Genomic DNA, 20,850 nt, shown 5'->3' on the forward strand with positions numbered 1-20,850 from the left:
GATTCAAACGCTGGTGGGCACGCTACGCTTTGCCCACCCTACAAAGCCTCCGTCAGTACTTCGAGGGCACGTACATCTCCGGCGGGATCGGGCCGCGGTGATAGTCGGGATTGCGTACACGTGCCGGTAGCACCACCGGCACATGCGTCACGTCCTGGTAGGGGATCTGGGTCAACAGATGCGAGATGCAGTTGAGGCGGGCGCGCTTCTTGTCGACGGCATCGACGATCCACCACGGTGAATCCGGCAGATGCGTGTGCTCCAGCATGGTCTCCTTGGCCTTGGTGTAGGATTCCCAGCGGCTACGCGCCTCGACGTCCATCGGGCTCAGCTTCCACTGCTTGAGCGGATCCTTGATGCGCATGGTGAAGCGGAATTGCTGCTCGTCGTCGGTGATGGAGAACCAGTATTTGACGAGGATGATGCCGGAGCGGATCAGCATCCGCTCGAACTCGGGAACGGTCTTGAAGAATTCCTGGTACTGCTCGTCGGTGCAGAAGCCCATCACGCGCTCGATGCCAGCGCGGTTGTACCAGCTGCGGTCGAACAGCACCATTTCGCCGCCGGCCGGCAGGTGCGACACGTAGCGCTGAAAGTACCATTGGGTGCGCTCCCGCTCGCTCGGCGCGGGGAGCGCTGCGATGCGGCAGATGCGGGGATTGAGACGCTGCGTGATGCGCTTGATGACGCCGCCCTTGCCGGCGGAGTCGCGGCCCTCGAACAGCACCACGACCTTCTTCTTCTCGCTCTGCACCCAGTCCTGCAACTTCACCAGCTCGCCCTGGAGGCGAAGCAGCTCCCTGAAATAGAGCCTGCGGTCGACAGTTGGGCCGAGGGCGTCGGTCTCGTCCAGGAGCTCGTCGAGCCTGCTGTCATCCATCTCCATCTCCAGCTCCTCGTCGAGGTCGTCGGCCATCTCCTGGATGATGCGCTCGCGCCTGGCGGTCTGGGAGGTGCGGTCGGATGCAGTCATGGGTCTCTCCCTCGGCAGGAATGCCTGTCGCCCTGACCATCGGCGGGGTTTATTGCGCCCATGTGACACCGGCCGTTGGCCGGGCCGTCACACCGGCAGCGCGATCGAATATTTGACCTGGCTGAGCGCAAAGCTCGACTCGATCGAGGCGATACCGTCGAGCCGGGTCAGCTTGGTCTTGAGGAAGGTCTCGTAGGAGGCGAGGTCGGCCGCGACGACGCGCAGGAGATAGTCTCGGTTGCCGGTCATCAGGTAGCACTCCAGCACCTCGTCCCATTTCGAGATCGCGCGCGCGAAGCGATTGAGGTCCTCCTCCTTCTGCCGCGCCAGCTTGATCGAGATGAAGACGCTGACATGCAGCCCAAGTGCCTTCTGGTCCACGGTCGCGATATAGCGCGAGATGACGCCGCGCTCCTCCAGGAGCTTGACCCGGCGGTGGCAGGGCGACACCGAGAGCCCGACCCTGTCGGCGAGCTCCTGCATGGTCAGGCGGCTGTCGGTCTGGAGGTAGCTGAGGATTTTGCGGTCGATGGCGTCGAGCTCGGGCATTGGGATGGAACCTGGGTTTGGTGGGCTATGTTGGTAAATTATCCCAATATCGGGAGGTATGGCGCGAAAAATTGAGAAGTTTGGCGCCGCCCGCAGGCGTATCATCATCGGACCAGTTTTCCGGGAGCATTGCCATGCCCGTTGATTCCGCCCGTCTCGACACGCTGACCGCGCTGGCTCGCAAGGCGCTGTGGCTGTCGTCATGGACCATCCACCACGCCAACCACATCAGGTCGAACACGGACGGACTGAAGGTCGGGGGCCATCAGGCCTCTTCGGCCTCGCTCGCGACCATCATGTCGGCGCTGTATTTCCACGTGCTCCGCCCGGAAGATCGCGTCGCGGTGAAGCCGCATGCGAGTCCGGTGTTCCATGCCATCCAGTATCTGTTCGGCCGGCAGAGCCGCGAGAAGCTGGAAAATTTCCGCGGCTTCAAGGGCGCGCAGTCCTATCCCTCGCGCACCAAGGACGTCGACGACGTCGATTTCTCGACCGGCTCGGTCGGGCTCGGCGTCGCGCAGACGCTGTTCGCCTCGCTGGTGCAGGATTACGTCAAGGCGCATGGCTGGATGAAGGATCGCCGCGAAGGGCGGATGATCGCGCTGGTCGGCGATGCCGAGATGGACGAGGGCAACATCTTCGAAGCGCTCGCCGAAGGCTGGAAGCACGGACTGCGCAACACCTGGTGGGTGGTCGACTATAACAGGCAGTCGCTCGACGCCGTCGTGCGCGAAGGGCTCTGGGAAAAATTCGAGACCGTGTTCCGCAATTTCGGCTGGGACGTGGTGATCGTGAAATACGGCCGGCTGATGCGTGAGGCCTTTGCGGAAGCAGGCGGCGAGGCGCTGAAGACCTGGATCGACAATTGTCCGAACGCACTTTACGCGGCGCTGTGCTTCCAGGGCGGCGGCGCCTTCCGCAAGCATCTGCATGACGAGATCGGCGACCAGGGCCCGATCACGAAGCTGATCGACAAGCGCAGCGACGAGGAACTGCTGGCGCTGATGTCTAACCTCGGCGGCCACGACATGGCGAGCATGGTCGAGGCGTTCGAGTCCGTCGATCACGATCGCCCGGTCTGCTTCATCGCCTACACCATCAAGGGCGTCGGCCTGCCGTTCCAGGGCCACAAGGACAACCACGCCGGCCTGATGACCGTCGCGCAGATGGAGAAATATCGCGAGAGCCAGAGCATCCGACCGGGCCACGAATGGGACAAATACGAGGGACTCACGCAAGGCGCCGCCGAGCTCGACGCCTTCCTCGCGCGCGTGCCGTTCAACAAGGATGGCCGAAGGCTGACTGCGCCGGTCGTCGAGGTGCCTCAGCAACTCGCCTTCAAGCCGTCTCCGCAGATGTCGACGCAACAGGGCTTTGGCCTCGTGCTGAACGAGATCGCGCGCGGCGACAGCGAGCTCGCAAAGCGCATTGTCACGACCTCGCCCGACGTCACTGTCTCGACCAATCTCGGTCCGTGGGTGAACCGCCGCGGCCTGTTCGCGCGCGGTGAGAAGGCGGATTTATTCCGCAGTGAGAAGATTCCATCCACGTTCAACTGGGACTTCTCGCCGAAGGGCCAGCATCTCGAGCTCGGCATCGCCGAGATGAACCTGTTCATCATGCTCTCGGCGCTCGGCCTGTCGCACCAGATCAACGGCGCGCGGTTGTTGCCGGTCGGCACGCTCTACGATCCCTTCATCGAGCGCGGCCTCGATGCGCTGAACTACGCCTGCTACCAGGATGCGCGTTTCATGGTGGCGGCGACGCCGTCCGGCATCACACTCGCGCCCGAAGGCGGCGCGCATCAGTCGATCGCAACGCCGCTGATCGGCATGGCGCAGGACGGACTTGCCTCGTTCGAGCCGGCTTTCGTCGACGAGCTGGCCGTGATCATGGGTTGGGGCTTCGAGCACATGCAGCGCGATCCGGGCGAGGGCGGCTCGGTTTACTTGCGCCTCTCGACGCGTAGCATCGAGCAGGCGCAACGCATCATGACTCCTGAACTGCAGCAGGGCATCACCGACGGCGCCTATTGGCTGCGCAAGCCCGGCCCCAATGCCGAACTCGTGATCGCCTATACCGGCGCGGTCGCGCCGGAGGCGATCGAGGCGACCGGCTTCATCGGCGAGAACAGGCGCGACATCGGCCTGCTCGCGATCACCTCGGCCGACCGTCTCCATGCGGGCTGGACCGCCGCGCGAAAATTGCGGCGCGACCGGCGTGGCGTGCAGCATCTCAGCCACATCGAAAAACTGCTGGCGCCGTTGATGCGCGACTGCGGCATCGTGACCGTGATCGACGGTCATCCGTCCGCGCTCGGTTGGCTGGGCAGCGTGCGGGGCAACCGCGTCGAGGCGCTCGGCGTCGAGCAGTTCGGCCAGACCGGCACCATCGCCGACCTGTATCGCCACTACGGCATCGACGCCAATGCGATCATCGATGCGGCGGAAAGCCTCACCACCGGCGCGCCAATCGTCCATCGCAAGATGGCGGTGTAACCAGGGTAACCGGGGCGATAATGCGCGCGCCGGAATGACGGCAGGGCCACCTTGCCACGTTCCCGCCATCGGCTCATATAACCTCCGTCCGCCGCAACGCTGGCCCCGCATATGGCGGGTTCAATTGCTGGCGCTTTCGTGCAAGGATGCCTGCCGAAACGCCCCCCAAGCCCCCAAGAAGAGGTTAACGATGGTCAATCGCATGCAATTCTACATCGACGGCGCCTGGGTCGATCCGGCCGTCAAGAAATCCACTCCGGTCGTCAATCCGGCGACGGAAGAGGCGATGTACGACGTTGCGCTGGGCTCCAAGGCCGACGTGGACAAGGCGGTTGCCGCCGCCAAGCGCGCCTTCGCGACGTTCTCCCAGACCAGCCGTGACGAGCGCGTCGCGCTGCTCACGAAAGTGATCGAGGTCTACAAGGGCCGTCTCAAGGAGATCGGTGCCGCCGTCTCCGACGAGATGGGCGCGCCGCTGCCGATGGCCGAGAAGCTCCAGGCCGGCGCCGGCCTCGGCCATCTCATGACCACGCTCGACGTGCTCAAGAACTATCATTTCGAGGAGCCCGTCGGTACCGCGATGGTGCTGCGCGAGCCGGTCGGTGTGGTCGGCATGATCACGCCCTGGAACTGGCCGCTCAACCAGATCGCCTGCAAGGTCGCGCCCGCGCTTGCCGCCGGCTGCACGATGATCCTGAAGCCGTCGGAGTTCACCCCGACCTCGGCTTTGATCTTCGCGGAAATCCTCCATGAAGCCGGCGTGCCGAAGGGCGTGTTCAATCTCGTCAACGGCCTCGGCCCCGAGGTCGGCGCCGCCATGAGCGAGCATCCCGACATCGACATGATCTCCTTCACCGGCTCGACCCGCGCCGGCATCGATGTCGCCAAGCGCGCGGCACCGACCGTGAAGCGCGTCAGCCAGGAACTCGGCGGCAAGTCGCCGAACGTCATCCTCGAAGGCGCTGACCTCGCGAAGGCGGTGACCGGCGGCGTGATGCACATGTTCAACAACTCCGGCCAGTCCTGCAACGCGCCCTCGCGCATGATCGTGCCGGCCGCGAAGATGAAGGAAGTCGCCGCGATCGCGAAGGCCGTTGCCGACAAGACCAAGGCTGGCGATCCCCGTGCCGAAGGCACCACCATCGGTCCGGTCGTCAACCGTGGCCAGTGGGACAAGATCCAGGGCCTGATCAAGAAGGGCATCGACGAGGGCGCAACGCTCGTCGCCGGCGGCCCGGGCCTTCCCGAAGGCGTCAACAAGGGCTTCTACGTCCGCCCGACCATCTTCGCCGACGTCACCCCCGACATGACGATCGCGCGCGAAGAAATCTTCGGACCGGTGCTGACCATCATCGGCGCCAAGGACGAAGCCGAGGCCGTGCACATCGCCAACGACACACCCTACGGCCTCGCCGGCTACGTCACCGGCGCGTCGGTCGAGGACGCCAAGCGCGTCGGTCGCCAGATCCGCGCCGGCAACGTCAACCTCCAGGGCGTGCCGAATGACCGCACTGCGCCGTTCGGCGGCTACAAGCAGTCGGGCAACGGCCGCGAGTGGGGCAAGTACGGCCTCGAGGACTTCCTCGAAGTGAAGGCCGTCGCCGGCTTCAACGCGGCGTAAGTTTTAGCGCCTGAACAGAATGACGCCGGAGCGGGAAACCGCTCCGGCGTTTTTTGTTTGTGACGACACTGTCACCTCCTCGTCATTGCGAGCGAAGCGAAGCAATCCAGAATCCCTCCATGGGCACAGTCTGGATTGCTTCGTCGCAAGAGCTCCTCGCAATGACGGTGGAGAGACTATCCCCCCACCGCGCCCTGCGTATTCACATACAGCGCGTAGATCGACTGGCTCGCCGCCATGAACAGGCGGTTACGCTTGACGCCCCCGAAGCAGAGATTGGCGCAGCGCTCGGGCAATGCGATACGCCCGATCATGACGCCGTCGGGTGCGAACACCACGACGCCGTCGAGCTCGGGATCGCCCATGCCCCAGCCGCACCAGAGATTGCCGTCGATGTCGACGCGGAAACCGTCGGGCGTGCCGGGACCGGCATCGACGAAGACGCGCTTGTTCGAAAGCTTGTCACCGGAAGGCGAGACGTCATAAGCGAGAATTTTGCGGGTGGGCACGCCGCGGGATTCGATGACGTAGAGGATTTTCTCGTCCGGCGAGAAGGCGAGCCCGTTCGGCCCGAGCACACCCTCGGCGACGACGGTGGCTTTGCGCGTCTCCGGGTCGAGCCTGTAGACGTTCATGTCGATCTCGGGCTCCGCCTTGTAGCCCTCGTAATTGCCGAGCAGGCCGAAGGTCGGATCGGTGAACCAGATCGAGCCGTCCGATTTGACAACGACATCGTTCGGCGAGTTCAACCGCTTGCCGTTGAATTGATCCATCAGCACGGTGATCTCGCCGTCATGTTCGGTGCGGGTGACGCGACGGCCGCCGTGCTCGCAGGTGACCAGCCGGCCCTGGCGATCCCTGGTGTTGCCGTTGGCGAAATTGGAGGGTTTCCGGAAGTTCGAGACCGCGCCGGTCTCTTCCTCCCATTTGATGATGCGCTGGTTCGGGATGTCGCTGCACAAGAGATAGCGCCCGTCGCCGAACCACACCGGCCCCTCGGCCCAGCGCAGGCCGGTCGCCAGCCGCTCCACCGCCGAGAGTTTCAACCAGTATTTTTCGAAGCGGGGATCAAGGGCGTGAATAGCCGGATCGGGGTAATAGGTCGCCGGCCGCCAGCCTGGCCGCTCCTGGGGGTGGGACGATGCCTCATTCATGTCGGTTCTCTCGTTTCGTTCCCTCTGGACAATCCAGCTATCATTAGAGACACGTGACGGCAAATCGGTCACCACATACGAGGAAAGACATGTCGCGCATCTTGATGACGGGAGCTTCGGGCGGGATCGGAACGCGCCTGCGGAAATTGCTGCCGTCGATCTATCCGGACCTCCTGCTCAGCGACATCCGCCCGCCAGCCGATCTCGGGCCCAACGAGCAGTTCAAGGCGGCCGATCTGTCCGATCTGGCGCAATGCGAAGCGATCTGCGAGGGCGTCGACGGCATCCTCCATTTCGGCGGCTATTCAGTCGAGGGGCCCTGGGACGACATTCTCCAGGCCAACATCATCGGCGGCTATAATCTGTTCGAGGCGGCGTACCGCAAGGGCGTCAAGCGCGTCGTGTTCGCGTCCTCGAACCACGCCGTCGGCTTCTATCCTCGCCACCGCAGGATCGACACCGACGTCACCGCGCGCCCGGACGGCCGTTACGGCGTCAGCAAGGTGTTCGGCGAAGCACTCGGCGCGCTCTACGCCGACAAGCACGGCTTGAAAGTGACTTGCTTGCGCATCGGCAATTTCGGCGACGTGCCGCTGGACCTTCGCCGGATCTCGATCTGGCTGAAGCCGGAAGATCTGGTGCAGCTTTGCCAGATCGGGCTCGAGCACCCCGACATCCATTTCGAGGTGTTCTATGGCGTCTCGCTGAACGAGCGCGCCTGGTGGGACAACCACCGCGCCTACGAATTCGGTTATCGGCCCACCGGCCGCTCCGAGGATCACGTGGCGCATGCGATGGCCGAGCAGGCCAAGCTGAAGCCCGATCCGGTCGGCGACCACTACCAGGGCGGCGCGTTCTGCAGCAACGAGTTCGACGGCGATGAGAGCCGGATCATCGATTGGAATAAGCGGTAGGAACATGGTGCACCCCTTGCGTGCAGAGTGAGGGGCTCGCCGGCGCCCGTGCTGGAGCGTTAGCCTAGTCCATGCCTTCGTCGGGAATGTTCAAGATGGTCCCGCAGGCCTTGCAATGCACCGCGTCGACATCATGGCGCTGTAGGGCGCACACCGGGCATGGGAAGCGCACCTTGGAGGGCGCGAGGAGAGCCTTGGCCAGATTCAGGAACAGTGTCACGCCAAAGATCATGATGACGACGGTGATCAGGCGCCCGACGGTGCCGGGCAAAGTGATGTCGCCGAAACCGGTCGTGGTCAGTGCGGTGACCGTGAAGTAGAGCGCGTCGGCATAGTTGGCGATCTGGTGGTTGTGGGACTTCTGCGTCTCATAGACGACGCCCGTCATCACGAAGATGAACACGCCGAGATTCGCGACGGCAAAGACGACCTCTTCATTCCGTCGAAAGAAGGCGCTGTCGATCCGCAAGCGCGCCAGCATTCTGTAGTCGCGCAGCAGTCGCAACGTTCGAAAGGCACGCAGAAAGCCACCGGCTTCTCCCGCGAGCGGCGCCAGGAACGAAATGATGACGACGATGTCGGTCCAGGTCGAGAGCCGCGCGAGGTCATGCAGCGGCTGACGGCTGATGATCATCCGTGCAGCGAAATCCGCGAGGATCAACACGCCGAACACGACATCGAGTGTCTCGACAGCCACGTTGCGCGGCAGGAATGACGTTGCGATGATGAACAGCACCGTGACGATATCGAGCAGAAGCAGAGCGTATCGGAATTTGATGCAGCCGAACGTGTCGCCTTCGTAGAGTTGCCGGGTCCTGCCCTTCAGGATCTCGAACGGACCGGCGATGGCCTCGGACAGCCCGTGTCCCTTTGTGTTGTTGCGATGAACCATCATGGTCAGCGGTCGCCGTTCGTACCCGTCGGCAGCCTATCCCTCCGAAGGATCGAGCATTTCGCCGACCTTGCGAACGGCGACATTGATCGACATGCCGACATAGTCGCCGGAATCGCCGAACCATGAGCCGGCCAGCGGCACGGCCTGGCCCGGATGTCGCGCGATGGCCACCGGGATGAGATCGAAACCGGCGTTGAGACTGTTGGTCGGATCATAGTCGAGCCAGCCGGCGCCGGGGAGGAACACCTGCACCCATGCGTGAGTCGAGCCAGAGCCCGTCATGCCCACCGCGCCGCCATCAAGCGTGGCGTCGTAGAGATAGCCGCTTACGAACCGGGCCGCGAAGCCGAGCCGGCGCAGCGTCTCGATCATCAACCAGGCGAAGTCCCGACAGGTCCCCGATTTGGTTCGCAGCGTTTCGCCCGGCGACTGCGTGCCTTCCGTATCCCTGCTGCGATATTTGAACTCGCTGCGAAACTGCGCCAGCATTCGGCGCAGCACGTCGGCGGTCTGGTCCTGATCGCCCGCAACAAAGCTCTTGGTCCATGTTGCATGAGTCCCGTCGAGGTCGTCGGTATGCGGACGCAGGTAGCCGGAAAGGTCAGTCCACTCGTCCGGTGTGTACTGCACGGGGACGATCTCAGCTCGGGACTCCAGCGGAAAGGACTCCAGGCCCTTGATGCCGAAATACAGACCGCGAACCCTGAACGTGAATGTCAGCTCGCTGCCGGGCTCGGTGAAGTCCATCACCGTGACGGCATTGGAGCGGGAGTCGGTGACCCAATGCACCTTGGATGCCAGGTTGGTATGAGCGGACCAGCGTAGCAGCCGGGTCGAGGCGCCGCGCCGCGGAAGAAACATCGCCCGGTGCGTGCCGAACGTCACCGGCTTTGCATAGCGGTAGGTCGTCGTGTGGGTGATCTCGCCAATGATCGCCATGCAGTGCCCCGCGTCGAGGCCCCCGCATTGCGCCGCTGGCTGACAGGGTGCGCCTCGACAACGACGCCAGCATTCAATTCGCTCGTTTTTGCCGATTTGATCTAGATCAACATGGCCCCGCGATCGTCCGGCTCACCTCAGGCGAGGACAGTTTCCTTCAGGCGTTGATGCGCGAATTGACCGATTGGAGCGATGGACATGGGTATCCTTTGGACGATCATCATCGGATTTATCGTTGGACTGGTCGCCAAGTTCATCATGCCCGGCGACAAGGCCGAGCCCAAAGGCTTCATTTTGACGACGGTTCTGGGAATTATCGGCGCGTTCGTTGCGACCTGGCTCGGCCAGGCCGTCGGATGGTATCGGTTCGGCGAAGGCGCGGGCTTCATCGGCAGTGTTGTCGGCGCGATCATCCTTCTGTTTGTGTACGGGCTTGTCCTCGGTCGCCAGGGGCGCGCTTGAAGATCGCGCTGCCACCTTTCGCGATGCTCGCGATCATCGCATCAGGGCCGTCGCGCGCCGCGACGCTCAGCAATGCCGAGGCAACGTTCCTCGACCAGCTCGTCACCGCATCCGCGGTGCTCGAACAACGCTGCGTCGGCTACGAGGCCGATGGTGCGGGCGGCGTTCAACTCGGCGCCCGGCTGCTTGGCAGCCCCAATGCGGCGATGGCGATGATCGACGCCTATTCGGCGGCGATCAAGGCTCACGACGGAGAGAGCTATGATCCCGGCAAGTTTCGCCCCGAGGTATTCGAGGCGGCCAGCAAGACGGTCAAGCGCGTGCTGACGGATTTGATCAGAGATCCGAAAGGGGCCTGCGCCGACTATGGCGATGCCAGTGTCGATCGCGGCCTGCTGAGGCGATACTGACCGGCTTCGGGGCGCACGTCATCCAGATCCGCCTATAGACCGCGCCGGAGGTTCTCGGCAGCGCGCCTGAGGACCTCATGGAGCCATTCGTGCGAAGGATCGCCCTCGACGCGCTCGTGCCATAGCAGCCGCACCTCCAGCGGATTCGCGGAGTAAGGAAGCTCGTGCGTCGCAATCGGATAGTTTTGTTCCAGTACTTTCGCGAGCGGACGCGGGACGATGGCCGCAAGTTCGGAATCCTGAAGCAGCCCGGGGACGGCCAGAAAATGCGGCAATGACACCGCCATCCTCGGCGGCCGGTCGCTCTCGCCGAGCGCCCGTTCCAGCGCATCGCGGTCGTACATTTCCGAGCGTCGCGCCAGGCCCCGCTCCGAAATGAAGCCGCCGATCGCCCCCTCCTGTTCTCCACCGAAGGAGACGACCACCAGCGGCAGCCGCGCCAGCATCGCCTTGTCCAGCCTGCCCAGCTTGCGCTTCCTGCTGACGATCAGCACGTCGTCATATTCGAACAGCAGCGACGTGCGGAAACGGCTCGGCGGCAGCGAGAAGACGCCGATCGCCACGTCAATGCGGCCGAGGTCGATCTGCTCCGCAAGGTCGATCCGGGTGACTGGCTTGATGGCCAGGTCGATGTGGGGCGCCTCGCGCCGGAAGATCTTCAGCAACGGCGAGGCCAGCACCATGGTGGTGAAGTCGTTGGCGGCCAGCGTGAACTGCTTGGTCGAAGTCGCAGGCGCAAAGGTCGGCAGTTCGACGGCAGCCTCGAGCGCGCGCAGCGCTTCGCGAACTTGAGGAGCCATCGTCAGGGCACGCGCCGTCGGTTGCATACCTGCGGCGGTGCGCACGAACAGTTCGTCTTCCAGCATCTCCCGAAGCCGGGCGAGCGAGTGGCTCACGGCGGACTGGCTGAGCGCGACCTTCTGGCTGGCGCGCAATACGCTCCGTTCCTCCATCACGGCGTCGAACACCTTGAGCAGGTTCAGGTCCAGGGTCTTGAATGAAACCGACACGATGAGGATCCAGCTGTTGGTGACGGCATGCAGCAACGGAAATCATTAAAGCCGGGAACGCCGCAGATGCAACTGGCACAAGGCATCGAACCAGGCTCCAGCGCTGCGCCCGGTGCAAACTGAAGGCGGTTCAAGATCACCCTGCAACAGTTTCACTTCCGCAAGCGAGCAATCCCGGCATTATCCAATGGCCGTGTGTGCGGAGGAGCTGGCGATCATGAAGTCGATGGCGACGATGGGGAAGGGCAAGACGGTCGTTGCGATGCTGGCATCGGTGATGCTGGCGACCGGGGCGACTGCCGGGGAGGGGCCGGTCAAGCTCGGGGTGCTGACCGACATGTCCTCGCTTTATGCGGACAATGGCGGGCAAGGGTCGGTTGTCGCGGCGCAAATGGCCGTCGATGATTTCGGGGGCAAGGTTTTGGGACGCCCTGTCCAGATCGTTGCCGGCGATCACCAGAACAAGCCTGACGTGGGATCGGTGATCGCACGGCGATGGATCGAGAACGAAGGCGTGGAGGCTATTCTCGACGTTCCCAATTCCGCTGTCGCGCTCGCCGTGCAAGGCATTACCCGTGACAAGAAGAAGGTGTTTCTCGCCACCGGTGCCGCGACCTCGCGCCTGACCGGCGACGAATGTTCGATGACCGGCATCCACTGGACCTACGATACCTATGCCTTGTCGCAGGGCACAACCAAGGCCATCGCGCGCCTTGGTGCAAAGAGCTGGTTCTTCCTCTCCGCGGACTATTCGCTCGGCGCCCAGCTCGAAGCCGATAGCCGCAAGGTCATCGACGCGACCGGCGGCAAGGTCGTGGGCGCCGTCAAGCATCCGATCAATACGGCGGATTTCTCCTCCTTCCTGCTGCAAGCGCAGGCCTCGAAAGCGGATGTGATCGCGCTCGCCGACGCTGGCGGTGATTTCATCAACGTCGTGAAGCAGGCCGGCGAGTTCGGCGTCACGCGCGAGCAGAAGCTTGCCGGCCTCATTGTCTTCATCGCCGACATTCACAGTCTGGGATTGCAGAGTGCGCAGGGCCTGATGCTCAGCTCGGCATTCTATTGGGATCTGAACGACGCCACGCGCGCCTGGTCGAAGCGCTTCATCGAGAAGACACAGAAGGTGCCGACCATGATTCACGCCGGCACCTACGGGGCGGTGATGCACTATCTCAAAGCGGTCGAGGCGGCGGGCACGCTGGATGGGCCTGCCGTCGCCGCCAAGATGCGCGACATGCCCGTGAACGACTTCATGACCAAGAATGGACGGATCCGCCCGGACGGCAGATTGGTCCGCGACATGTATCTGTTCCGGGTCAAGTCCCCGCAGGAGTCGAAGTACAAGTTCGACTATTACGAGCTGCTCGCGACCATTCCCGGTGAAGAGGCCTTCAGACCGATGGAGGATGGCGGATGTCCGCTCCTGAAGAAGTCGTGACAGGCGGGATTGAGGCATGTGTCGCGGGAGGCCCCATCGATGCGATCCTGGCCGGCCGGTTCGCATGCCGCGAATTCCGCGAGGCACCTGTCGCTCGACGGACGATCGAAGAGATCCTCCATGTCGCGCGGTTCGCGCCCAGCGGCGCGAACATTCAGCCGTGGCGCGTCTACGTACTGATGGGAGCGGTCAAGGACACGGTCTCGGCGGCGCTGCTGGAGGCCCACAACACCTCTCGCAACGATCATGCGTCAGAATACAAATACTATGCCAGCGATTTGCCCGATCCGTATCTCGCGCGTCGGCAGGAATTCGGGCGGTTGTTCTACGGCTCACTCGGAATTCATCAGGCCGATTCCGAAGCCAGGAGCAGGCAGACCGCGAAGAACTACACATTCTTCGGCGCGCCCGTGGGATTGATCGTGACCATCGACCGTCGCCTGGAAGTCGGAAGCTGGCTCGATCTCGGAATGTTCGTGCAGAACGTGATGCTCGCAGCGGCGGGGCGCGGCCTTCAATCCTGTCCGCAGGAGACGTTTGCAAAATACCACCGCATCTTGCGACCGCTGCTTTCGATTCCGGCCGAGCAGATGGTCGTGTGCGGTGTCTCGGTCGGCAAGGCCATGGTCGACGGGCAGCAAAGGTTGATGCCGCGGGCGGATATCAATGAGTTCGCGACGTTCCTTGGCTTCGATGGACAAAACTGAATCGAAAAGGAGATTATCATGGGAAGCAGGGAAGACCTGATTCAGCGCAGCATTCCGTTTCTCCGGGAAGTGAAGGACATGACGCCCGGCGCCGAGATGGAGCGTTGGCTCAACGCGACATACGGCGAAAACAGCGGACTCTATCGGGATCTCTCTCGCCTGATCAGGATCGGGATCGAGGAGGGATGGGCAGCAAACCAGGAGGTGGACGGTCCGAACTACCGGCGCAGCCGCATCCTGGAGCCGACGGCTGAAACGTTTCAGTTCAGCATCACCGCCGTGTACATGAACAGTGCGGATCCGCGCCGCTTTAAGGACGAGGACGATCACGACGTGTTGCGGGGACAGTATCACGGCCATCCCTACGGAGAGCTCAACCTGGTGGTGCCCTTGAACGCAGGTGCGGAGCTGAGGGGATTGCAGGGTTGGCAGGGCGCCGGCTGGACGGCGCCTGATCCGGGCAGCAGGCACTATCCCGAGGTCAGGGGCGGCGCGGTCATTGCATTGTTCTATCTGCCGGCCGGGCGCATCTCGTACGACTTCAAGGCGCCGGCCTGATGATCTCGCCGTCGCCGATCCTTGCCAGATAATCCGCCTTGCTGAACTGCATGTGATCCACGCACAGCTGGGCCAGGGCCCAGCTGTCGCGACCCCGCAGCAGCTCGATCATCAGCTCGTGCTGGCGCCGCGATTGCGCCAGACCCTCACGGTCGGCGAGGTTCTTCGCGCGCATCGGCAGCGTCAGGCTCATGTAGTCCTGCAGCGAGCGCACCAGATAGGGATTGCCGCAGGCGGCGAACAGCGCGACGTGGAAGGCGTCGTTGGCCTCGTGAATGCCGCGGAGGTCGCGGACATCGGCCTTCGCGCAATAGTCGCGTTGCAGGGCGGTCAGCTCTTCGATCAGGCCCTGCGGCGCGGGCAGGGGGATCATCAGCGCCGCCTGCCGCGTCAACATCTCCCTGACTTCGTAGATCTGTCGTACCTCCTCGGCCGAGTAGAACCGAACGGTGGCGCCGACATTCCGCTCGCGGCGGACGATGCCGCGGCGCTCCGCATCGACCAGCGCCTGCCGCACGAAATGACGCGAGGTGCCATAGCGTGACATCAGCGCGTCCTCGGTCAGGCGCGCGCCCGGCGCGAAGCGGCCGAAGATGATGTCCTCCTCCAGCCGCGCGACGACGTCATCAGGGTCGTCGCGCCTGATAGCCACGGCGTCTGCGGTGCGAATGTCGGACATGCCCTCAGCCTCCGGCCGCTGCCGGTCCGTCTTGTGGAGCAGGGAGAGGCCGGATTGTCAATAATTTGTGCCTTGGGACCGGTCTGAGGTTAGAAAGTGCGACGATCCGGCCCAATCTTATTGACAATCAGGGGGCTGGCTGTAGCACAATGGCAAGCAAGAAGGAGCGTTATGATGACGAGTGGTTTGCGCAAGGGTCTGACGAGCTATGGCGATGCCGGCTTCTCGCTGTTCCTGCGCAAGGCGTTCATCAAGGCCATGGGCTATTCCGACGACGCGCTGGAGCGTCCGATCGTCGGCATCACCAACACCTATAGCGATTACAATCCCTGCCACGGCAACGTCCCTGACATCATCGAGGCCGCCAAGCGCGGCGTGATGCTGTCGGGCGCGATGCCCTTCGTGTTCCCGACCATCTCGATCGCCGAGAGCTTCGCGCATCCGACCTCGATGTATCTGCGCAATCTGATGGCGATGGACACCGAGGAGATGATCCGGGCCCAGCCGATGGATTCGGTGATCGTGATCGGCGGCTGCGACAAGACGCTGCCGGCGCAGGTGATGGCCGCGATCAGCGCCGACCTGCCGACGGTCGTCATTCCCGTCGGTCCGATGGTGGTCGGCCATCACAAGGGTGAGGTGCTCGGCGCCTGCACGGATTGCCGTCGTCTCTGGGGCAAGTATCGCGCCGGCGAGATCGACGACGTCGAGATCGAGGCGGTCAATGGCCGCCTCGCGCCGTCGGTCGGCACCTGCATGGTCATGGGCACGGCCTCGACCATGGCCTGCATGATCGAAGCCATGGGCCTGTCGCTGCCGATGAGCGCGACCATCCCGGCGCCGCATGCCGAGCGTTTCCGCCTTGCCGAGGCGAGCGGCCGGGTGGCCGCCGAGATGGCCAAGACCAAGGGGCCGAAGCCGAGCGAGTTCCTGACGCCGGCATCCTTCAAGAATGCGCAAGTCGTGCTGCAGGCGATCGGCGGCTCCACCAACGGCCTGATCCACCTGACGGCGATGGCGCATCGCTCGCCGCACCGGCTCGATCTCGAGGTGTTCGACCAGATCGGCCGCGAGGTGCCGGTGCTGGTCGATCTCAAGCCGTCCGGCGAGCACTACATGGAGCATTTCCATCACGCCGGCGGCGTGCCGAAGCTGCTGGCACAGCTCGGCGATCTCGTCGATCTCGATGCGAAGACGATCTCGGGCCAGACACTGCGCGATGTTGTCGCGAACGCAGAGGACGTGCCCGGCCAGGACGCGATCCGCTCGCGCGACAATCCGATCAAGAAGGAAGGCGGCCTCGCCGTGCTGCACGGCAACCTCGCGCCGCGCGGCGCGGTCATCAAGCAATCCGCGGCGAGCCCGAAGCTGTTGAAGCACACAGGGCGCGCGGTGGTGTTCGAATCCGTCGAGGACATGACCTTGCGGGTCGACGATCCCGAGCTCGACGTGAACTCCGACGACGTGCTGGTGCTGCGCAATGCGGGTCCGAAGGGTGCGCCCGGCATGCCCGAGGCCGGCTATCTGCCGATCCCGAAGAAGCTCGCGCGCGGCGGCACCAAGGACATGGTGCGCATTTCGGATGCGCGCATGAGCGGCACCGCGTTCGGCACGATCGTGTTGCACATCACGCCGGAATCCGCGGTCGGCGGGCCGCTGGCACTGGTGAAGAATGGCGATATGATCAGCCTCGATGTGGCCAAGCGCAGCATCGAACTGTTGGTGGATGCGGCCGAGCTGGAGCGCCGGCGCGCCGCCCTGAAGCCGACTGCTGCGCCCGATGAAGCTCGGCGTGGCTATGCCTGGCTGTTCAACGAGACCATCATGCAGGCCGACGAGGGCTGCGACTTCGACTTTATGCAGAGGACTGGGAAGAAGACTGAAAAGGGCTGACAACCACTCGAACGAGCGCCCAGACCGCTGAAAGCGGCGGGCGATAAACACAGGGGGAGACGATGATTGCACGATCCATGCGTGGGTTGGTGGCTACGGCCGCCATGCTGTTCGTCACGGCCGCGGGAGCGCAGGAGGTGAAGCACTATCGCTTCGCCTATGACCAGCCCCGCAACACCGGCTACTCCATCGCCGGCGACCTCTTTGCCGACAAGCTCAAGGAATTGAGCAAAGGCACCATGATCATCGACCAGTATCCGGGCGCGCAACTCGGGCAGGAGCCGCAGGTGCTTCAGCTCGTGAAGTCCGGCGACGTCGAATTCACCATCGTCTCATCGGCCAACACCGCGACGATTTCGCCGCAGGCGGGCGTGATGTCGCTGCACTATCTGTTCCGCGACGAACAGCATGTGGTGAAAGGCCTTGCGGACCCGAAGGTGTTCGAGGCGCTCAAGGCCATGATGGAGGAGACCACGCAGGGTCTGCACCTGATCGGCACCGGCTCGCAGGGCGTGCGCCACATGTACTCCAAGAAGGAGATTCACAATGTCGGTGACATCAAGGGCCTGAAGGTTCGCGTACAGGCGACCGCGACCGAGGACCTGATGTTCCCGGCCTATGGCGCCCAGACCGTGCACATGCCGTTCGGCAGCGTCTACACGAGCTTGCAGACCGGCGTGGTCGACATCGCCGAGAACAGCATCAACGTCTATCTCGTGAACAAGCACTATGAGGTCGCGCCGGTGCTGAACATTACCGAGCACGAGGCCAACAACGCGCTGGTGTTCGTTTCCGACAAGCTCTGGCAGAGCCTGTCGGCCGAGCAGAAGGGCTGGGTGCTGGCCGCGGCGAACGAGATCAGCACCAAGGAGCCGGCGAAGGCGTTCGACCTCGAGCGCAGCGCCGCCGAGAAGCTGAAGAAGCTGGGCGTCAAGATCGTCGACAACGTCGACAAGAAGAGCTTCACGGCGATCGCCGATCCCTATCTCGACAAGCTCGCCAAGGAGCTCGGCCCGCATGCCGAGAAGGTCAAGGACCTGATTCGGTCGGTTAAGTAGTCGCGGTCCTCGTCACCTCCACGCGTCGTCCCGGCGAAAGCCGGGACCCATACTCCGCGGCGGTGCGTGGGGCACGGTGGCTGTCAGATCGCTTCATCATAACGGCCTGGGACAATGGGTCCCGGCCTTCGCCGGGACGACGGGGGATAAATGTCCATCGCCGATAAACTGGTCCTGACGCGCCAGCGCCACCTCAAATGGCGCTGGCTCGACTGGCTCGAACTCGCGCTCATGATCCTGTGCGGCGTGCTGTGCTTCGGCTTCTCGCTGTCGGTGACCGCCGACATCATCACCCGCACCATCGGCCATCCCTGGCTGTGGCTCCAGGAGGTCACTTCGACGCTGTTCATCTACGCGATCTTCATCGGAACGGCGGCTGCGACAAGGCGCAACGATCATCTCTATCTCACGGCGATTTCGGAGGCGATGCACGGCACGCCCAGGATCATCGTCGAGGTCATCATCCGCGTCGTCGTGCTTGGCGTCGCCTTTTGCCTGATCTGGTACGGCTACCAGAATTACCTGCGCGGCTTCGGCAGCTTCCGCCTGCCGTCGGGCACGCCGATTGCCTCGCTCTACGCGATCATTCCGCTCTCCGGCATCCTGGTCGGCCTGTTCACCATCGAGCAGCTCGTCAATGGCCTGCGCAACGGCTTCGACCATCCGGAGCCGCCGGACGAGGATGCCGCAGCCGTCGTGACCGAGACGCAGGTGAGGGCGCAGCCGTGAGCGCACCCATTGTCCTGGCGTTGATGTCGATCTGCTTTCTGTCGTTCGGCTATCTCGGCGTGCCCGTGCCGTTCTCGCTGATGGCCGGTGTCTTCATTGGCGCGATCCTGTCCGATGTGTCGCTCGCCGCGATCATCCAGAAGATCTTCGACGGCGTCGATTCCGAGGCGCTGCTGGCGATCCCGTTCTTCCTGCTGGTCGGCGAGCTCATGAGCTCGGCCAACGTGGTGGTGCGAATAGCCAATCTCTCGGTGTCGCTGGTCGGGCATATCAGGGGCGGGCTGTCGCAGGTCGTGGTCGTCTTCAGCATGTTCTTCTCGGAGATGTCGGGCTCGACCACCGCCGACGTCGCCGTGATGAGCCGTGCGCTCGGCGGCCCGATGAAGCGCGAAGGCTACGAGCCCGCGTTCATCGCAGCGATCATCGCGTCGGCCTCGACCATCGCGGCCCTGGTGCCGCCGAGCATCACGGCCGTGGTCTATGGCGCCGTCGGCAACGTCTCGATTGCCGGCCTGTTCATGGCGGGCGTGGTGCCGGGCCTGATGATCGGCTTCGGGCTGATGATCTATTGCTACTTCTTCGGCCCTTCGGGCCTGCGCAAGCCGCGCGCGCCGCTGCGGCAAGTCATATTCGCGGCCGGTGACGCGGCCCTGCCGATGATGATCCCGGTGATCCTGCTGGGCGGCATCCTGACCGGCTGGTTCACGCCGACGGAGGCCGGCGTCGTCGCCGTGGTCTGGATCATCCTGGTCGTGATCCCCGCGCTCAACCGTGGCCACTTCAGGAAGATCCCCTACGATTTCTGCCTCGCAGGCCTGATCTTCTCGCTGCCGCTGATCACCATCGGCGCCGCCAACGCCTTCGGCTGGATGCTCGCTTATTTGCGCGGCGCCAGCTACATCGCCGAGATGATCACCTCGATCGCGGGCAACGATCCGCATCTGATCATGCTGCTGATGGTGCTGCTGTTCACCGTGGTCGGCGATTTCATCGAGCCGGTGCCGACCATCATCATCTTCATGCCGCTGGTGAACACGCTGACGGAAGCCGGCGACATCAACGGCGTCCACATGGGCGTGGTATTGATCGCGACGCTCGCTTTCGGCCTGATCACGCCGCCCTATGGGCTCGTGCTGCTGATGGCGTCGAAATTCGTCGGCATCAGTTTTGCCAAGGCGTTACGCGCGGCGCTGCCGATCTATGTGGTGTTCTTCGCCACTATCGCCTTCGCGATCTATTTCCCGAGCGTGGTGCTGTGGCTGCCGCAGAAAGTGCTCCCGGAATCGGTCGGCTGCTTCAAGTCGCCTGCGGGAACCGGCTACATCTGCCCGAAGTAGATATCACTTGGCCTTGCTCGTGAACTTCTTCACGGCAACACGAAATTCCTCCGTGTTCATCGCCATGATGATCTTGTGCTCCTCGGCATCGAGCTGCTGCTTCACCGGCGTGGTGGCGGCCGCATAGACCAGCGACTTGGTGCCTGATATCGCCGCGGCCGGGTTCTGCGCCAGACGTTCGGCGAGTTTTCGCGTGGCTGCCTTCAGCTCGGCCGCGGGAACGGTCTTGGCGACGAGGCCCCACTGATGAGCCTGCTGCGCCGTAAAATTGTCCTCGGCCAGGAAAATCTGCAGCGCACGGCGCGAGCCGACCGTGCCGACGATCCCGACCGTCGAGCCGCCATCCGGCGACACGCCGATCTTGGCGTAGGCGGGGGTGAATTTGGCATCGTCGGCCGCGATGCAGAGATCGGTGACGAAGGCGAGGCCCATGCCGGCGCCGGCAGCCGAGCCGTGCACGCTCGACAGCGAGATCGTCGGCATGCGCCTGACGATCTCGATGAAGGCGTGATAGTGCTTGAGCAGCTCGCCGACCACGGGCGTCACATTGTTGGCCTCGGCCGCCGCCCCAATCGTCTGCAGATCCCCGCCCGCCGAGAAGGCGCGGCCTTCGCCCTCGAGCACGACGACACGGATTGAGTCATCGCCTTCGATGTAGGCCGCGAGCTGTTCCAGCTTCTGCGCGATCGCAAGGTTGATCGAGTTGAACGCGGCGGGGCGGTTCAGCGTGATGGTCGCGATCGGGCCGTCGATCCGCAGCAGCGCAGGATCGTCGGGCTTTGAGACGGGAGCTGGCATCTGGAATATCTCCGGCTGGAGGTTCGTTGCTGCAACTAAATCGCAGAAGGCGAGGGGAGACAATCCCCGGGCGCCAATCCCCCGGCGGCGGCCCTTGCGTCCCACGGAATGATCGGCTCATATGGGGGCGCCTTCGTTTAGGGACGGACACGAGCGCCGGCTCCTCCTAGGCTAGCCAAGCCATCTTTAGCGAGAGGAGACGACATGAGTGACGCTCGTGTCTTGCGG

General features: G+C 63.5%; 20 protein-coding genes. 12 read left to right on the plus strand and 8 right to left on the minus strand.

All coding sequences use genetic code 11. The features are described 5' to 3' along the window. Positions 1–52: 52 nt before the first annotated feature. Together ppk2 and JQ631_RS02590 are read right to left on the minus strand one after the other, a co-directional pair. Positions 53–973, minus strand: coding sequence for a polyphosphate kinase 2 (gene ppk2, locus JQ631_RS02585; protein WP_212323714.1), 921 nt, complete (start codon positions 971–973; stop codon positions 53–55). Positions 974–1,060: 87 nt separating this feature from the next. Beyond that, on the minus strand, positions 1,061–1,522 hold the full coding sequence (locus JQ631_RS02590; RefSeq protein WP_212323716.1) for an Lrp/AsnC family transcriptional regulator: 462 nt from the start codon (positions 1,520–1,522) through the stop codon (positions 1,061–1,063). A 134-nt stretch (positions 1,523–1,656) separates the two neighbouring features. Here JQ631_RS02590 and JQ631_RS02595 point away from each other — a divergent pair, with 134 nt between their 5' ends. Beyond that, on the plus strand, positions 1,657–4,020 hold the full coding sequence (locus JQ631_RS02595; RefSeq protein WP_212323718.1) for a thiamine pyrophosphate-binding protein: 2,364 nt from the start codon (positions 1,657–1,659) through the stop codon (positions 4,018–4,020). A 190-nt stretch (positions 4,021–4,210) separates the two neighbouring features. After that, a complete protein-coding gene (locus tag JQ631_RS02600; protein WP_212323720.1) occupies positions 4,211–5,641 on the plus strand; it encodes an aldehyde dehydrogenase family protein in 1,431 nt (476 codons plus the stop codon). A 176-nt stretch (positions 5,642–5,817) separates the two neighbouring features. On the opposite strand, the gene JQ631_RS02605 is transcribed toward JQ631_RS02600, so the two are convergent. Next, on the minus strand, positions 5,818–6,795 hold the full coding sequence (locus tag JQ631_RS02605; RefSeq protein ID WP_212323722.1) for an SMP-30/gluconolactonase/LRE family protein: 978 nt from the start codon (positions 6,793–6,795) through the stop codon (positions 5,818–5,820). A gap of 89 nt (positions 6,796–6,884) precedes the next feature. On the opposite strand from JQ631_RS02605, the gene JQ631_RS02610 reads away from it, so the two are divergent. Further along, a complete protein-coding gene (locus JQ631_RS02610) occupies positions 6,885–7,709 on the plus strand; it encodes an NAD-dependent epimerase/dehydratase family protein (RefSeq protein WP_212323724.1) in 825 nt (274 codons plus the stop codon). A gap of 64 nt (positions 7,710–7,773) precedes the next feature. On the opposite strand, the gene JQ631_RS02615 is transcribed toward JQ631_RS02610, so the two are convergent. Together JQ631_RS02615 and JQ631_RS02620 are read right to left on the minus strand one after the other, a co-directional pair. Then, positions 7,774–8,604 carry a potassium channel family protein gene (locus tag JQ631_RS02615; protein WP_212323729.1) on the minus strand — a complete coding sequence of 277 codons (831 nt, stop codon included), beginning with the start codon at positions 8,602–8,604 and terminating at the stop codon, positions 7,774–7,776. 33 nt (positions 8,605–8,637) lie between these two features. Further along, a complete protein-coding gene (locus JQ631_RS02620; RefSeq protein ID WP_212323731.1) occupies positions 8,638–9,543 on the minus strand; it encodes a transglutaminase family protein in 906 nt (301 codons plus the stop codon). 198 nt (positions 9,544–9,741) lie between these two features. Here JQ631_RS02620 and JQ631_RS02625 point away from each other — a divergent pair, with 198 nt between their 5' ends. Both JQ631_RS02625 and JQ631_RS02630 read left to right on the plus strand, forming a co-directional pair. Beyond that, entirely contained in the window at positions 9,742–10,005 is a 264-nt protein-coding gene (locus JQ631_RS02625) for a GlsB/YeaQ/YmgE family stress response membrane protein (RefSeq protein ID WP_212323733.1), read from the plus strand. Next, positions 10,002–10,415 carry a hypothetical protein gene (locus tag JQ631_RS02630; protein WP_212323735.1) on the plus strand — a complete coding sequence of 138 codons (414 nt, stop codon included), beginning with the start codon at positions 10,002–10,004 and terminating at the stop codon, positions 10,413–10,415. Before JQ631_RS02625 ends, JQ631_RS02630 begins: the two co-directional genes overlap by 4 nt. Before the next feature lie 32 nt (positions 10,416–10,447). On the opposite strand, the gene JQ631_RS02635 is transcribed toward JQ631_RS02630, so the two are convergent. Beyond that, complete coding sequence (locus JQ631_RS02635; RefSeq protein ID WP_249160106.1) at positions 10,448–11,461, minus strand: LysR family transcriptional regulator; 1,014 nt, start codon at positions 11,459–11,461, stop codon at positions 10,448–10,450. 226 nt (positions 11,462–11,687) lie between these two features. On the opposite strand from JQ631_RS02635, the gene JQ631_RS02640 reads away from it, so the two are divergent. From JQ631_RS02640 to JQ631_RS02650, 3 genes are read left to right on the plus strand one after another with little or no spacing between them, the layout of a single operon-like run. Next, positions 11,688–12,863 (plus strand): ABC transporter substrate-binding protein, encoded by a 1,176-nt coding sequence (locus tag JQ631_RS02640; RefSeq protein ID WP_433995514.1) that lies wholly within the window; start codon positions 11,688–11,690, stop codon positions 12,861–12,863. Then, positions 12,839–13,570: a nitroreductase gene (locus tag JQ631_RS02645; RefSeq protein WP_212323736.1), complete on the plus strand. Its 732-nt coding sequence runs from the start codon at positions 12,839–12,841 to the stop codon at positions 13,568–13,570. The genes JQ631_RS02640 and JQ631_RS02645 overlap by 25 nt, the downstream gene beginning before the upstream one ends. 18 nt (positions 13,571–13,588) lie before the next feature. Further along, a complete protein-coding gene (locus tag JQ631_RS02650; RefSeq protein WP_212323738.1) occupies positions 13,589–14,128 on the plus strand; it encodes a 4-hydroxylaminobenzoate lyase in 540 nt (179 codons plus the stop codon). On the opposite strand, the gene JQ631_RS02655 is transcribed toward JQ631_RS02650, so the two are convergent. Continuing rightward, the gene (locus tag JQ631_RS02655) at positions 14,112–14,807 is read right to left on the minus strand and encodes a GntR family transcriptional regulator (RefSeq protein ID WP_212323740.1); all 696 of its coding nucleotides are present in this window, start codon (positions 14,805–14,807) and stop codon (positions 14,112–14,114) included. The genes JQ631_RS02650 and JQ631_RS02655 overlap by 17 nt on opposite strands. 174 nt (positions 14,808–14,981) lie before the next feature. Between JQ631_RS02655 and JQ631_RS02660 the strand changes: the two genes are divergently transcribed. From JQ631_RS02660 to JQ631_RS02675, 4 genes are all read left to right on the plus strand, one after another. Then, a complete protein-coding gene (locus tag JQ631_RS02660; RefSeq protein WP_212328466.1) occupies positions 14,982–16,700 on the plus strand; it encodes an IlvD/Edd family dehydratase in 1,719 nt (572 codons plus the stop codon). Positions 16,701–16,762: 62 nt separating this feature from the next. Beyond that, a complete protein-coding gene (locus JQ631_RS02665; protein ID WP_212323742.1) occupies positions 16,763–17,758 on the plus strand; it encodes a TRAP transporter substrate-binding protein in 996 nt (331 codons plus the stop codon). A gap of 150 nt (positions 17,759–17,908) precedes the next feature. Beyond that, on the plus strand, positions 17,909–18,487 hold the full coding sequence (locus tag JQ631_RS02670) for a TRAP transporter small permease (RefSeq protein WP_212323748.1): 579 nt from the start codon (positions 17,909–17,911) through the stop codon (positions 18,485–18,487). Continuing rightward, complete coding sequence (locus JQ631_RS02675) at positions 18,484–19,824, plus strand: TRAP transporter large permease (RefSeq protein WP_212323750.1); 1,341 nt, start codon at positions 18,484–18,486, stop codon at positions 19,822–19,824. The genes JQ631_RS02670 and JQ631_RS02675 overlap by 4 nt, the downstream gene beginning before the upstream one ends. 3 nt (positions 19,825–19,827) lie before the next feature. Here JQ631_RS02675 and JQ631_RS02680 read toward each other — a convergent pair whose 3' ends face one another. Next, positions 19,828–20,622, minus strand: a complete 795-nt coding sequence (locus JQ631_RS02680; RefSeq protein WP_212323752.1) for an enoyl-CoA hydratase/isomerase family protein — start codon at positions 20,620–20,622, stop codon at positions 19,828–19,830. Between the last annotated feature and the right edge of the window lie 228 nt (positions 20,623–20,850).

The sequence above is a fragment of the Bradyrhizobium manausense genome (assembly GCF_018131105.1).
In the GTDB taxonomy this organism is placed as follows: Bacteria; Pseudomonadota; Alphaproteobacteria; order Rhizobiales; family Xanthobacteraceae; genus Bradyrhizobium; species Bradyrhizobium manausense_B.

Coding starts and splice junctions, on each gene's coding strand:
- JQ631_RS02655 (WP_212323740.1), bottom strand. CDS start 14,807: ATGTCCGACATTCGCACCGCAGACGCCGTGGCTATCAGGCGCGACGAC.
- JQ631_RS02680 (WP_212323752.1), bottom strand. CDS start 20,622: ATGCCAGCTCCCGTCTCAAAGCCCGACGATCCTGCGCTGCTGCGGATC.
- JQ631_RS02670 (WP_212323748.1), top strand. CDS start 17,909: ATGTCCATCGCCGATAAACTGGTCCTGACGCGCCAGCGCCACCTCAAA.
- JQ631_RS02665 (WP_212323742.1), top strand. CDS start 16,763: ATGATTGCACGATCCATGCGTGGGTTGGTGGCTACGGCCGCCATGCTG.
- JQ631_RS02590 (WP_212323716.1), bottom strand. CDS start 1,522: ATGCCCGAGCTCGACGCCATCGACCGCAAAATCCTCAGCTACCTCCAG.
- JQ631_RS02615 (WP_212323729.1), bottom strand. CDS start 8,604: ATGATGGTTCATCGCAACAACACAAAGGGACACGGGCTGTCCGAGGCC.
- JQ631_RS02600 (WP_212323720.1), top strand. CDS start 4,211: ATGGTCAATCGCATGCAATTCTACATCGACGGCGCCTGGGTCGATCCG.
- JQ631_RS02625 (WP_212323733.1), top strand. CDS start 9,742: ATGGGTATCCTTTGGACGATCATCATCGGATTTATCGTTGGACTGGTC.
- JQ631_RS02640 (WP_433995514.1), top strand. CDS start 11,688: ATGCTGGCATCGGTGATGCTGGCGACCGGGGCGACTGCCGGGGAGGGG.
- JQ631_RS02650 (WP_212323738.1), top strand. CDS start 13,589: ATGGGAAGCAGGGAAGACCTGATTCAGCGCAGCATTCCGTTTCTCCGG.
- JQ631_RS02660 (WP_212328466.1), top strand. CDS start 14,982: ATGACGAGTGGTTTGCGCAAGGGTCTGACGAGCTATGGCGATGCCGGC.
- JQ631_RS02620 (WP_212323731.1), bottom strand. CDS start 9,543: ATGGCGATCATTGGCGAGATCACCCACACGACGACCTACCGCTATGCA.
- ppk2 (WP_212323714.1), bottom strand. CDS start 973: ATGACTGCATCCGACCGCACCTCCCAGACCGCCAGGCGCGAGCGCATC.
- JQ631_RS02595 (WP_212323718.1), top strand. CDS start 1,657: ATGCCCGTTGATTCCGCCCGTCTCGACACGCTGACCGCGCTGGCTCGC.
- JQ631_RS02645 (WP_212323736.1), top strand. CDS start 12,839: ATGTCCGCTCCTGAAGAAGTCGTGACAGGCGGGATTGAGGCATGTGTC.
- JQ631_RS02605 (WP_212323722.1), bottom strand. CDS start 6,795: ATGAATGAGGCATCGTCCCACCCCCAGGAGCGGCCAGGCTGGCGGCCG.
- JQ631_RS02610 (WP_212323724.1), top strand. CDS start 6,885: ATGTCGCGCATCTTGATGACGGGAGCTTCGGGCGGGATCGGAACGCGC.